This is a genomic window from Nocardia sp. NPDC057440, assembly GCF_042802915.1.
Taxonomy (GTDB): Bacteria; Actinomycetota; Actinomycetes; order Mycobacteriales; family Mycobacteriaceae; genus Nocardia.
The window spans coordinates 416,741-430,854 of the sequence record NZ_JBHVDF010000001.1; the positions used below are offsets into that span (position 1 = coordinate 416,741).

Consider the following 14,114-nt stretch of genomic DNA (forward strand, 5'->3'; position numbering starts at 1 on the left):
CTCGCCCCCCACCCCGGCGGCGCCCAGGGGGGCGCCCCCCCCCCCCCCCCCCCGGGCCCCGGGGGGGGGGCGGGGGGGGGGGGCCCCCCCCCCGCCCCCCCCCCCCGCGGTTCAGCGCTGAGTTGTCCACGATTGCCGCAGCATGGCCAGTGCGTCGTCGGGCAGTCCCGAGACGGACATCGGCGCATGCTGGTGGTCCTCGGCCGGTTGCCCCGCGGCGTCGGCCTGATCGGCGCCCGCGACATCTACCGCCGCGGCCAATTCCCACAGGGTGAAGTGCTCGAACACCATCTGCGGGGTCATCGTCAGACCGGCCGCGCCGGCCCGTGCCGCCCATTGGATCGCGATTATGCTGTCGCCGCCGAGTGCGAAGAACCCGTCCGTTCTGCCGATGTCGGTGGTCTCGAGTAGTTCCTCCAGCACGGCGACCAGGGTGCGTTCGGTCTCGGTCCGCGGCGGGCCTGCCTCGGCCTCGGCGGCCGCTGCCTCGGACGCCGCATGGCGCACCACGGTGCGTGTGGTGTCCCAGCCCGCAGGCAGCACAGTCAGCTCACTAACGGCCGTATCGGGTTCGGTAGCGAACTGCGCAATGATCCGAACCAACGTGTCGGCGAACGCCGCGCCGGTCGCCGCATCATAGAGCTCGGAGTTGACCACCACCCGCACCAACAGCTCGCCACTGGATTCCACCAGGAAGTCCAGGTGGAAGTCCATGAATGCGGCGTCGTACTGCGGAACGAGCGCGGTCACGGTCGTCTCGCCATGCTCGGTGAAGTCGGCGGACGGCACAGTCTGCCCGAACTGCATTATCACCTGGAACAGCGGGTTGCGGCCGAGAACCCTTGGTGGGTTGAGTGTTTCGACGATCCGCTCGAAAGGCACGTCCTGATGGCCGAGCGCGCTGAGCGCCGACTCGCGCACCCGCTCGAGCACGGCGCGCAGCGTCGGGTCGCCCGAAAGGTCGTTGCGCAGCACCATCATGTCGGCGAAGAGTCCGACCAGGCGGTCCACCGGCCGCCCGGCCCGGTTGGCCGCGGTCGCGCCGAGCGGCACGTCCACTCCCCCGCCGAGGGTGTGCACCAGCACCGCGCTCGCCGCCTGGCACAGCATGAACTCGGTGGCGCCGGACGCCCCCGCCAACGACCGCAAGGCCTGCCAGGTCTGCGCCGGGACAATCCGGCTCGCGCTCACACCGGCGTGGCCGAGCCGAGCGGGACGCGGGCGATCGTGCGCGATCGCGATCTCCACCGGCAACCCGGCCAGAGCGGTGCGCCAGTAGTCGAGCTGGGCCCTGCCGTATCCGCTGAGGTCGTCGCGGCCGGGGGCGTGGTCGAAGGTGTCCCGTTGCCAGACCGCGAAATCGGCGAACTGCATGGTCAACTCCGGCCAGGACGGTGCCGCGCCGCCGAGCCGCGCTCGGTAGGCGAGCGTGAGGTCCTCGATGAAGACCCGGCAGGATTCCCGGTCGGTGACCATGTGATGCATGAGAACCGAGAGCACATGCGTCCGCTCGCCGAGAACGAACAGGCGCAACCGGACCAGCGAGTCCGAGGTGAGGTCGAAGATGTGACCTGCCTCAGCGGCCAGCGCCTCGTCCAGCCGAGCCGGCTCCCCACCGAGTTCGGTACGCAACAGCTCGACCGGCCCCGCGGCGGCGACCTGCTGATAAGGCGTCCCCTCGTGCTCAGGGAAGGTTGTGCGCATCGACTCGTGGCGGGCCGTCACGTCGGCAAGCGCGGCGTCGAGTGCCACCATGTCGAGCGGCCCGTCGAAACGAATGGCGAACCGGAAGTTCTCCCACCCGTACGGACCCTCCAGCTGCCGACGCAGCCACAACGCACGTTGCGAATAGGACAGCGGAATACGTTCGGGCCGTTCCTGTTTCGTCGGCACCGATGCGTCATCGACAGCCGACCGATCCGGAATCGGCGCCTCGTCGAGGTCGCCGCCGAACTGATCGCGATACCGCGCGACCAAATGCGCGGCCAGCCCGGCGACCGTCGGGGTGTCGAACGGCGCGCGCACATCGACGTCGATCCCGAATGCGGCGCGGACCATAGTGACCAGTCGCGTCGCGAGCAGCGAGTGGCCGCCGAGTTCGAAGAACGAATCGTCGGCGCCGACCCGGTCGGTGTCGAACAGTTCCCTGTACAGCCCGGCGACCCGAATCTCGGTGGGCGACTCGGGCTCTCGGTACGTGCGGGTCAGCGCGAGCACCGGTTCCGGTAGCGCACGCCGATCCAGCTTGCCGTGCGCGCTCACCGGCACCTCAGCGATTACGGCGAACGCCGCGGGCACCATATGTTCGGGCAGTGCCGCCGCGACGCTCGCGCGCACCTGCTGAAGATCGATATCGACGCCGGGCTTCGGCACAAGATACGCCGCAAGGATCGGACCGAGCGTCTCGTGCTCGGTGACTATCGCGACGCACTGCGCGACACCGGGGTGATCGGAGACCGCCGCCTCCACCTCACCGAGCTCGATGCGGAACCCACGCACCTTCACCTGTTCGTCGGCACGACCGATGAATTCGATCTCGCCATCGGCGGCGCGCCGTGCGAGGTCGCCGGTGCGGTACAGCCTGCCACCCGCAAGGAAGGGGTCGGCGACGAAGCGCTCCGCGGTCAGGGTCGGCCGATCCAGGTAGCCGCGCGCGAGTTGACTGCCACCGAGATAGATCTCGCCGACGACACCCGGCGGCACCAACTGCATCGAGTCATCGAGCAGATACACGTAGACGTTGCGGTTCGGGAACCCGATCGGCACGATCCTGGTGCCCTGCGGCCCCTCGACCGGCATCGACGTCGAGCACACGACCGCTTCGGTCGGCCCGTAGTGATTGCGCAGTTCGGCGTCGAACTGCGCGGCGAACCGGTCGGCGATCTCGCCGGGTAGCGCCTCGCCGCCGACCGGAACGTGTCGCAGCGCCCGCCAGTCGTTCGCCTCGGGCAGCAGCAGGAAGGTGGCCAGCAGCGAGGGCACCATGTGCAGCACGGTGATGCCGTGCCTGGCGATCAGCTCCGCGACATACGGAATGTCGCGGTAGGCGTTGGGTTTCGGGACGACGATGCTCGCACCGGCGATAAGCGGCAGGAAGATGTCGGCCAGCGACGCGTCGAAGCTCACCGAGGTCGCCTGCAATACCCGCTCCGGGATGCTCATGTCCCAGTCCGAGGCGAAGTTCACCAGGTGGTCGGCGATCGCGTCGTGCGGGACAGGAACGCCCTTCGGTTTGCCGGTCGAGCCCGAGGTGTAGATGACATACGCGAGGTTCGACGGGCGCAGCGGCGAGTTACGGTCCGGGTCGGCCGGATCGGCATCCGGCATCGCGGCCGCTTCGGCCTCCGCAGCGGCGATGGCGGTGGCATCGAGCGACAATGTCGGTTGCGCGTCGGACAGCAGGTATTCGACGCGGTCCGCGGGATAGGCGGGATCGATCGGCAAGTACGCCGCTCCCGACTTGAGTACCGCGAGGCTGGCGACGATGAATTCGACGGAGTTCGCGATGCGCAGCGCAACGAGCTGCTCGGCCGCGATGCCACGCCGAATAAACCAGTGCGCCAGACGATTCGCGCGCTGGTTCAACGCGCCGTAGGTGAGCTCGACACTGTCGGACACCACCGCGACACGGTCCGGCGTCGCCTTGACCTGCCGCTGCACCAGGTCGACCATCGTGATCGCGGGGGCATCGACGAGCGGACCGTGCGAGGCGGCGATGATCTCGGCGCGGTCGGCGGCGCCGAGCATGTCGATGTCACGCACCGGCCGCAGCGGATCACGCACTGCGCTGTCGAGCAATTGCACGTAGTGCTGCAGCAGCTGGGCCACCAGTGACCGGTCGAGCTCGTCGACGAGATAGGTGGCCTCGACGCGCGCGCCCGCATCGTCGAGGACAACCATCAGACCGAGTGTCTCCTGAGCAACCGTGCTGCCCCACGGCAGCTCGGTGGAGCCAACGTCGGCCAGCTCGAAGCCGTTGGCACCGCCACGCATGCTGAAACTCAGCTGCACCAGTTGGGCAAGGCCGTCGCGGCCTGCGACCCGGTCCTGGCTCACCTCCCGGACCACCCGCTCGACGCCGACACCCTGGTGCGCGAGCGCGTCGACGCAGGTGTCTCTGGTCGAATCCACCAGCCCGGCAAAGGTTTCCGATGGATCCGGGGTCGCACGCAGCAGCAAGGTGTTGCCGAAGTAGCCGATCAGCGCTTCGGCGTCACGCCCGCGGCGATCGGTCACCGGCATCGCGACGAGGAAATCCGTCGCTGCGGTGTATCGGTGGACAAGAGCCTGGAAAGCCGCGAGCAGCACCATGAACGGAGTCGCCGAGTGATCGCGCCCGATCGCGGCGACCCGGTCGAGTAGCTCCGCGGACAGCGGCAGCGCACACTTGTCCGCATTGCGCGTTGCGCCGGTCGAGCCGGGGGCTCCTGGCAACTCGAGGCGTTCCGGGGGCGGGGTCAGCGTCGCGTGCCAATAGGCCAGATCGGCCGCATCGTCGGCGGAGCGCTCGGTGAGCGCCACATCGACGTACTGGGAACGGATTTCGGGCAACGCACCACCGCGATAGGCGGCATTGAGCTCGGCGAAGAAGACCGCCCATGAGTCGTCGTCCCAGCCGATGTGGTGAATCACCAGCACCAGTACATGCTCGGCCGGACCGGTGCGCGCCAGTGTCACGCGCAATGGCAGCTCGGTCGTCAGGTCGAACGGGCGCGTGAATTCGCGCCTGGCCAGCACTTCGAGCCGCCTGCCTCGGCCCTCTTCGGACAGGTCGGCGAGATCGTGCTGCTGCCACGCGACCTCGGCATCGGCGTGCGAGATCTGGTACGGATCGCCGTTGGCGCCGACATGGTAAGTGGTGCGCAGGATTTCGTGCCGCGCGACGACGGTGTCAAAAGCGGTGCGCAGCCGCGCGGCGTCAAGCGGGCCGTCGAGACGATAGCCGACACAGACGTTCAATGTCGTGTCGTCCGGGTCGACCGTCTGCAGGAACCACATGCGCTGCTGTGCGGGCGAAAGCGGACCCGGTTCACCCGCACGCCTGGTCCGTTCGAGAGCAGGCGCCGATGTCGCCGCCTGGCGTTCCCGCAATCGCTGCTGGAGGAGTTGCTTGCGCCGCTCGAGAATTTCGTCAGACATGGTGGATCCTTCGGGCTGTGGATTCGAATGGGCTGAGCGGCTGGATACCGCGATTAGTCGGCGCCGACGGCGACCACGGACATCGCATGCTCCAGCGCCGCGACGGCGTCGTGCCAGAGCTCGGCGAGCCGGTCCATCTCCGTGGCGGTGAATACCGCCTCGCTCCAGCGCAGCATGGTGACCAGTTGCGGGCCGGCCGAGGTGCTTCGCACTGCCGCGATGACATCGAGGGCGTAGCGCAGCGGAAAGTCGGGTTCCGACACGTGCGGAAGACATTCGTGCAGCGCGAGATCCGGAATCGGCGCCCACGGCCTGCCCGCACCCGCCATGTCGAACCGACCGAGGTAGTCGAAGAGCACCTGCGGCTGCGGCGCGTCGACCAGTTCGGGCACTTCATCGAGAAAGCGCAGCACGCCGTAGTCCAAGCCGTTGTTCGGCAACTCGGCGAGATGCGTGGCGACGGCATCGAGGAGGGCGGTGGCAAGAGCCGGATCCGCCAGGGCCGCAGTCACATCCACACAATCGGCACCGACCCCGAGGCGCGCGGGGACGATGCTGGTGAACCAGCCAACCGTATGCGCGGTGTCGATATCGGCACCGAGGACCGCGTCCTCCCTACCGTGCCCTTCCAGCGCGATGTAGGCCCCCGCCGCGGGCTCCTGACCACGTTCGGCCCGCCAGCTCGCCAGGGTGATGGTCAATGCGGTGAGCAAGAACTCGCGCACGCCCGCCGTGCCGCTACCGAGCCCGTCCAGGATCGCTGCGGTCGTCTCCGCCGAGGCGGGCACCGGATGCACCCGGTAGGAAGCCCAGGTGTCCGATCGCGGGTTGGGCAGCCGGGCGCCGAGCACCGGATCCGGCGCGGCGACCTGTCGCGTCCAATATTCACGCTGGGCCGAAACCGCTTCCGTACCAGCCCGTTCGCGCAGCAGCCTGGCCCACTGCCGGTACCCGGTGTACTCCACGGGCGGAGTTGTTGCACGCCCCGCGGCGAACTGGGCCCAACTCGCGGCAAGATCGGCGCACACGATATGCCAGGAGACCGGATCGACGGCCAGGTGGTGGATGGTGAGCAGCAGTACGTCGGGAGCGCCGGACCTTACGAACCACACCGCACGCACCACGTCGCCGGAGCGCGGATCTATCTCATCGGCCGCCTCGCGTCCGCGGGCCGCCAGCGTTGCCTCGAAGTCCGCTCCGACCTCGACGCGGGACAGGATGTCGGCGGCGCGTACGCTGCCCGGCTCGCGCGTGTGAAAGTCGTATCCCTGTGGTGTGGAGGCGAACTGGGATCGCAGCAGGTCGTGCCCGTCGAGCAGGGCCTGCAGTACGGCGGTCAGCCCGTCCTGATCAATGTCGGCGGGCAGTTCGAGCAGATTGCTCAGCGCGAGCCTGCGGTAGCCGCCGTACTCGGACATCCACGACACGATCGGCGCCTTGCCGACCGCGCCGTAGCCCTCCGAGGTGACCACCCGTTCGGCGCGGGTGCCCGCATCGATTCGCGCGGCGAGCTCACGGATCGTCGATGCGCTGAGCACCAGCTTCGGACTGATCGAAATGCCATCTCGCCGTAGGAAATTTACCAGCGAGATGGCAACGATGCTGTCCAGGCCGATGCTGACAAGGTCGTCATCGATACCGGGGATCGCGCCCCCCGACAGCTCCGCCACCGCCGTGCACAGGCTGTGCTCGGTGGCGGTGCGAGCGGCCGCCGTGGCGGCCCCGGTATCGGCGGCCGAGTTCTCGGCAAGCACCATGAGCCGCTTGGTGTCGAGCTTGCCGTTGCTCGTCACCGGCAACTGGGCGATGACCAGAATCCGCTGCGGAACCATATAACCGGGCAGTCGGTCGGCCACTGCCGCGCGCAGATCCGTAGCAGTGCCGACCCCGCCGACCACGAAAGCCACCAGGCTGGGGCCGCTGGTTCGACGCACAACGACAACGGCGGCCGCCGCTACGCCGGGCAGGGCGAGCAACGCGGCTTCGATATCGCCGATCTCGATCCGATAGCCGCGGATCTTCACCTGATCGTCCGCGCGTCCCAGATAGACCAGATCGCCGGAGGGCAAGCGCCGCACCAGGTCTCCCGTGCGATACATCCGTTCGCCGATGCGGTGCGGGTCGGCGACGAATCGGTCGGCGGTGATCCCAGGTTTGCCCGCGTAGCCGCGCGCCACCTGGGCGCCGGACAGGTACAGCTCACCCGCGACACCGACCGGCACCTGGCGCAGCCGGGAATCGAAGACATAGCCGGTCATTCCGGCGACTGGCGCGCCGATGGTCGGTTCGGCATCGGCATCGGCCACTGCGGCGACGACCGCCTCGACCGTCGTCTCGGTGGGGCCGTAGCAGTTGTACACGGCCGTATCGGGTAACGCGCACAACTGTTTCCACATCGGAACGCCGATCGGCTCGCCACCGAGCGCGAGCACCGACAGCGGTGTGGTGGCGTCTACCAGCCCGGCCGCGGCCAGTTGGGCGAACATCGATGGCGTCGTGTCGATCATGTCCAGTCCGTGCCGCACGATGCCGTCGACCAACCGCCGCGCGTCGCGCATGTCCTCGGCGTCGAACAGGTGGATGGCATGTCCGTCCAACAGCCCGATCAGCGGCTGCCAGGACGCGTCGAAGCTCAGCGACCAGGCGTGCGCGATACGCAGTGGGCGGTCGAGCCTGGCCACCGCGGGCCGGTACACCCGCTCGCGATGGTCGGCGAAGTACGCGGCCACTGCGGCGTGGGTGCCCATGACGCCCTTGGGTTCACCGGTAGAACCCGAGGTGAAGATCAGGTAGGCGCACTGATCCGGGTGCCCTGCCACCGGGTCGACGACCGGCAGGCTATCGGAGATCTCGTCGAGCACCAGCGTCTGCGGCCGGCCTGCGACCTCGTCGAGCGCGGACAGCCCCGCGCGGTCGACCAGGATCAAACGCGGACGCGACTGGCGCACAATCGATTCGATGCGTGCGGCGGGAAGCGTGATATCTACGGGAACGTAGGCCGCGCCGGTGCCGAGCACAGCGAGAATGGCCACGATCGACTGTGCGGAACGCGGCAATGCCAGGGCGACGACCGCTTCCGGACCGACCCCGTGCGCAGCGAGTACACCGGCCAATCGGCCTGCGGCATCAGACAGTTCGCGGTAAGTGAACTGCTCGTTCCCGGTGCTGAGCGCAAGGGCCTCCGGCGTCGCGGCGACCTGGCACGCGAACAGCTCCGGCACGGTCGCGCCGCGCACATCCACGGCGAGCGCGCCGGGCTGCCGAGGCCGCTCGTCCGGCAGCAGGATGTCGAGGGCGTCGGGCCCGCTCGCACCGATATCCGGCAGCTGACGCAGTACCGCGATCAGCCTGGCGCCGATGTCGTGGCCCGACAGCGCGCCGAGCGCGGCCTGCACCGCTTCGATCGTCACCACCAGTTGCCCCTCGTACAGGAACGAGGTCACCGCGAGCGGATAGTGCGTCAGGCTCTCCGACGTGATCGGCCGGAACCTGGTCCCGTCCGTGGTGACAGTCGGGCGCAGGACGTCGGCCATGGGCGCGTTCTCGAACACGAACAGGGTGTCGAACAACGTGCCGGAACCCACCGCGCGCTGGATCGACGAAAGGCTCACGTAGGCGAGATCGCGCATCGGGGCGGACTCCCGCTGCATCCGCGCGCAGCCGCGCACCACGGTGTCGTCCCCGACGTCCACCCGAATGGGGATGGTGTTGATGAACAACCCGATCATGGTCTCGACGCCGGACAACTCCTCGGGGCGGCCGGAGACAGTGGTACCGAACACCACGTCACGCCGGTCGGTGAGCCTGCCGAGCAGGACCGCCCATGCATACTGCACAACGGTGTTCATGGTGAGCCCGTTCGCCCGCGCCCACGCCGTCAACCGGGCGGTGTCGGCCACGTCCAAGGTGAGCGTGTCGATCGTGGGCACGATCGTGTTCACCGTCGCTTCGGTGCGGTCGGCGAGGATCAAGGGGTCGAGATCACCGAGGTAGCCGGTCCAGCTGCGCAGCGCGCCTTCGGTGTCGCGGGTGGTGAGCCAGCCGATGTAGTCCCGGTAGGGCCGGGGCGCGGGCAACGCGTCGGCCGCGGCGCCGGCTTGGTAGAGGGCGAAAAGCTCGCGGAAGAACACGCCGAGCGACCAGCCGTCGAGCAGGATGTGATGAGCGGTCAGGACCATGCGCCGCGATTCGTCCGGCAGCCTCAGCAATAGCACCCGCAGCAGCGGGCCGCGGCTCAGATCGAACGGGACGCGCGCCTCCCCCGCGATGACGGCATCGAGTTCGCCGACATCGACGCCGCGTTCGGTCCACGGCAACTCCACCGCGGCGGGCACGATCTGCACCGGCTTCGGCAGGTCGCGATCCCAGAACGCGGCGCGCAGGTTGGCATGCCGCCGCAGAATCACCTCGACACTGCGGCGCAGCAGCCCGGCATCGACAGGACCTGCGACCTCGAACACGAACTGCAGCGCGTACAGATCGCCCTCACCCGCGAGCCTTGCCAGCGAGAACAGGCCCTCTTGCAGCGGGCTCAGCGCAAGCACGTCCTCGATCTCCGGCACGGTCGCCTCTGTGTTTTCCGACATGAGCGGCCTCCTCAGCCTCGGTTCTCGGACACGAGTAGGACGACGTCATCGAGTGACGCGCCGCCCAGAATCGCCGCCACCGGCAGCTCACGGTTCAGCGTTGCCTTGATCCGTGTGCGCAGATCCAGTGCCTGTAGCGAGTCGAAGCCCAACGCCACCAGCGGGACCGACCCGTCGATGTCATCGGCGCCGTCGGCGAGCATCACCCGATCGAGTTCGCGCCGAATGACTTCCGCCAAGCTCGACGCCACCTCGGCCGCAGGCTCGACCGCAGTCCGCGGCAGCTCCGTTGGTGCGGAGACCGGCGCCGACGGCTCTCGACTCGCCAGTGCCGGTGCGAAAATCGCCGCAAGGCCGACCGTATCGACTGTCTCGCCGAGACGCTTCCAATCCGCGGACAGCACAACACTGTTCACGCTGCGGTCGGCAAAACCCGCGGCAATCGCCGGCGCAGCGGGCATCCTGCGCAGGCCGGCGCCGAGAATTCGAGCTTCGACCTCAGCGTCCTCTTGGCCAGGCAGCCCCCACAGCCCCCACTGCACCGACACACAATCTTTCCCCTGTGCGCGCAGCCGCACGGCGAGGCCGTCGAGCATGCGATTCGTCGCGGCATACAGCGCCTGCCCTCGGCCACCGAGAGTGGCGGCGAACGAGGAACACAACAGCACAGCACAGTCCGCTGCCAGCGGGACCGTACGCAGCACCTTGCCCAAGCCGAGCACCTTCGCGGCGGCCGACTCTGTGACAGCCGCCGGATCCAGTTGTGCCCACACATAATTGACGGCGGCATGCACCACAACGCTCACGGGACGCTCACGGTAGCGCTCCGCCAGCGCCGCGACCGCTGCCGAGTCGGTGATATCGCAGGCCACCACATCGATGTCGGTGTGCGCTAGCGCGCGCATCGGGCGCAACCGTTCGGTGAGCGCCGCTGTCTCGCCAGTGCGGTTCACCAGCACGATTCGGCGGGCGCCGTCGCGCGCGAACTGTGCACAGAACTCCAGGCCGACGTGTCCGGTGCCACCGAGGATCAGTACCTCGCGCAGATCCGGAGGAGTCACCGCACCCGACGGCTCTGCCGCGACAAGACGTTTCGCGTGCAGCTTGCCGTCTCGCAGCGCGAGCTCCGGCTCGTTCACGATGTGGAAGGCGTCGAGGATCTTGTCCGCCAGCATGATCGGATCCGCTGCCGCGGCATCCGGCGGCAGATCGAGATGCCGGAAGGTGATTCCGAGATGGTCGAGCCCGAGACAGCGGAAAGCCGCACTCGCCGCAGCGTGGCCGAGCGCGGGGGTCTCGCCCGGTGCTATCGCCTCCGCGCCGGTTGTCACCAGCCAGCATTCGGTGACGCCGGGGGCGAACACGGTCAGCCGTTGCGCGGCGAGCGCGAACTCGGCGAGTTCGGTCACAGCGCCTGCCTCGTCCGCGGCCGCGGTGGTAGGCAGCAGCAGTGCCACGGTATCGATCTGTGTTGCGGTGTCGGATATTGCGGCGCCGTGGCGCGGAGCCCGCGCGCTCAGCGACGCGACGAGGTCGCTGACTCGATCATCGGGGTCGACGAGCAGTACCGTCCGTGGCGCGGCCAGCGAGCGCTGAGCCAATCTGTCCCACTCCTCCCGCAACCGGACAGGAGGAGCATCGGGTGCGGGGGGCACCACGTCCGATTGATACGGCGCCCATAGCCTTTTCGGGTTCATCACCGTCGCGGGGAAATCGCGCAGTGGCAGGGCCGGGGTCTGCTCGTCCGACCCGGTACGCAGGCTCTGCCAGGAATACTGCAGATCCTGCACCGCGACCTCGGCCAGGTTCCTGCTGAACTCGCCCAAGCCGGTCGCGCCGCGCAGCGAGGTGCCGACGACCCGGAAGTCGCGCGCGCCCAACGCAGGGTCGGACGCGACAAGCGACAGGTTCTCCCGCATCACCAGTTGCAAGGTCGGATGCTCGGCGATCTCGACGAAGGTGTCCGCCGCGTCGGCGGCCGCCGCGATCGCACGATCGAAGCGGACTCGGTTGCGCAGATTCCAGTACCAGTAGTCCCGATGCGTCAGTTCCGACGTGATCGGCGCGCCGAGTGTCGCTCCGTAGCAGGTGATCTCGGTCGGCGCAAAGTTCGTGCTGGTGAGCTCGTCGCCGAGCATCCGCTGGAAGTCGGTGCGTAACTGTGTCATCGCCGACGTGTGCGCGGGGAAGGACATCTGGATCTGCTTGGCGAACAGCCCTTTCGCGGTCGCGGCCGCCACCAGGTCGGCGATCGTCTCCTGCTCGCCGGAAATGCCGATCAGCTGAGGCGAATTGATGACGGAGACCTCCGCCCAGCCCGAATGCCGAGACAACAGCGTCTCGCACTCCTCGCGGTTGGCGCCGAGCACCGCGACCGCGTACCCGCGCGATAAGTTCTCTTCCAACAACCTCGCCCGATGCGTGACAACCAACACGGCCTCGCGCGGCGTCATCGCCCCTGATACCACGCAGGCGGCGAGCTCACCCTGACTGTGCCCGACGGTCGTGGTAGGGCGCACACCCGCGGCGCGCCACATCGCAGCCAGACCGATCAGATGAAACATCCTGGCGGGCTGCACTTCCCACAGGGTCTCGCCATGCTGTCCGTCGGCGCCGACCAGATAGTGCAGTGGCCGCGCATGGCCGTACCGGTCTTCGTGCAGCGCGCCGCACTCGTCGACCGCAGCCCGGTAGGCGGGAGACAGGTCGTAATACAGCTTGCCCATCCCGGGTTCCTGGCTGCCCTGGCCAGGGAAGACAAAGCCGATGCGGCGTGTCGTGGCAGGGCCGTCGGACGACACCACCGCGGGGTGCGCGGCATCCGCCACCAGCGACCGCAGCGCGTCGAGCAAATCCTCGCGCCCCGTGACCATGGCCAACGCGCGGTACCTGCGCGGGGTCCTGGTACGAAACAGCTGGTCCGCCAATCGATCCGGGGTGACCCGGTCATGGTCGTCCAGGTACCCCGATATCGCCGTGGCCTCGGCGCGCAGCCCGTCGGCGCTGTCGGAAGAGAGCAGGACGGGGATGGTGCCGTCCGGCAGCCGATAGCTAGACATCGAATTCCTCCTCCAGGACGGGCATCCCGACGATCGCGTGCGCATTGGTCCCAGCGACGCCGAAGGCGGACACCGCGCCGAAGCGGATGCCGTCCACCGGTTCCCACGGTGCGAATTTCGTGGCCAGTCGCAGACTTGTGGCAGTCCAGTCGACCGCGTCCGTCGGGTTTTCCGCCCACAAACTCGGCACCACATGTCCGTGCGCGCCACACAGCAGCATCTTGATCAGGCCGAGGATGCCCGCAGCCGCCTGCGTGTGGCCGATATTCGACTTGACCGACCCGAGGGCGGCGCCGCGCTCCCGCTCCGGGGAGCCGTACATCCGGGTCAGTGCGGTGAGCTCGAGCGGATCGCCGACCGGCGTACCGGTGCCGTGCCCTTCGACGAGCCCGATCTGGTCCGCGGATACCTTCGCGGCCGCGAGGGCGTCGCGAATCAGCCTTTCCTGCGCGTGCGCGCTCGGCACGGCCAGTGGCGCACCCTTGCCATTGTGATTGACACGGGAGCCGAGCAGCCTGGCATAGATCCGATGACCGAGCCGCCGCGCCCGCGACTCCCGCTCCAGCACAACGACCCCCGCACCTTCGCCCCACAACGTCCCGGTGGTGTCGGCGGCATAGGCGCGACAGTGACCGTCGGCCGACAGCGCGTGATTCTTCGAGAACTCGAAGAACATGCCCGGCGAGCCCATCACGCAGACACCACCCGCCAGCGCCCAGTCGCATTCGCCCGCACGAATCGCGGCCGCCGCCTGATGCAGCGCCGTCAGCCCCGAAGCACATGAGGTGTCCACACTGATCGAAGGGCCGATCAGACCGAGGCTGTGCGAGATTCGGCCCGAAACCGCACCGAGCGTGGTGCCGGTCATGCGATAACCGCTGTGCTCACTGACACTGGCCATGCGCGGGCCGTACTCCAGCGGCGTGACGCCCATCCAGCATCCCGCGACCGCATCGTCGAGGGCGCTCGGATTGAGGCCCGCATCTTCGATCGCCCGCCAGGCGACGCGCATCCCGACCCGCTGTTGTGGATCCATGGCGACCGCTTCGCGCGGTGTGATGCCGAAGAACGCCGCATCGAATTCCGCGGCATCACGAAGAAACCCACCCGCATCGGGGACATCGGTCCAGCCCTCGTTACGGCCGAGGGAAAGCAGTTGTTCGAGCGGCCATTCCCGATCCCGCGGAAACGGTCCGATGAGCTCCTTGGATTCGGCGAGCGCCGACCAGAATTCGTGTGGGCTATCAATTCCGCCGGGTGCCTCGACGCCTATTCCGACGACGACGATATGGTCTTCGTCCCCCGAAACCGATTCTGCCATGGTGAACCT

4 protein-coding genes are annotated in these 14,114 nt (G+C 68.2%); all 4 read right to left on the bottom strand.

Annotated elements, in window-relative coordinates; all coding sequences use genetic code 11:
- Positions 1-111: 111 nt before the first annotated feature.
- From ACFU4Z_RS01900 to ACFU4Z_RS01915, 4 genes are read right to left on the bottom strand one after another with little or no spacing between them, the layout of a single operon-like run.
- Positions 112-5,139 carry an amino acid adenylation domain-containing protein gene (locus tag ACFU4Z_RS01900; RefSeq protein WP_379058900.1) on the bottom strand — a complete coding sequence of 1,676 codons (5,028 nt, stop codon included), beginning with the start codon at positions 5,137-5,139 and terminating at the stop codon, positions 112-114.
- A gap of 53 nt (positions 5,140-5,192) precedes the next feature.
- The gene (locus ACFU4Z_RS01905) at positions 5,193-9,725 is read right to left on the bottom strand and encodes an amino acid adenylation domain-containing protein (RefSeq protein WP_379058902.1); all 4,533 of its coding nucleotides are present in this window, start codon (positions 9,723-9,725) and stop codon (positions 5,193-5,195) included.
- A gap of 11 nt (positions 9,726-9,736) precedes the next feature.
- The gene (gene nbtC, locus ACFU4Z_RS01910; protein WP_379058906.1) at positions 9,737-12,784 is read right to left on the bottom strand and encodes a nocobactin polyketide synthase NbtC; all 3,048 of its coding nucleotides are present in this window, start codon (positions 12,782-12,784) and stop codon (positions 9,737-9,739) included.
- Entirely contained in the window at positions 12,777-14,105 is a 1,329-nt protein-coding gene (locus ACFU4Z_RS01915; protein WP_379058908.1) for a polyketide synthase, read from the bottom strand. The genes nbtC and ACFU4Z_RS01915 overlap by 8 nt, the downstream gene beginning before the upstream one ends.
- Positions 14,106-14,114: the final 9 nt, after the last annotated feature.

Bases quoted from the DNA above. Each gene is read 5' to 3' on its own strand.
- ACFU4Z_RS01900 (WP_379058900.1), bottom strand. From the start codon at position 5,139: ATGTCTGACGAAATTCTCGAGCGGCGCAAGCAACTCCTCCAGCAGCGA.
- ACFU4Z_RS01905 (WP_379058902.1), bottom strand. From the start codon at position 9,725: ATGTCGGAAAACACAGAGGCGACCGTGCCGGAGATCGAGGACGTGCTT.
- nbtC (WP_379058906.1), bottom strand. From the start codon at position 12,784: ATGTCTAGCTATCGGCTGCCGGACGGCACCATCCCCGTCCTGCTCTCT.
- ACFU4Z_RS01915 (WP_379058908.1), bottom strand. From the start codon at position 14,105: ATGGCAGAATCGGTTTCGGGGGACGAAGACCATATCGTCGTCGTCGGA.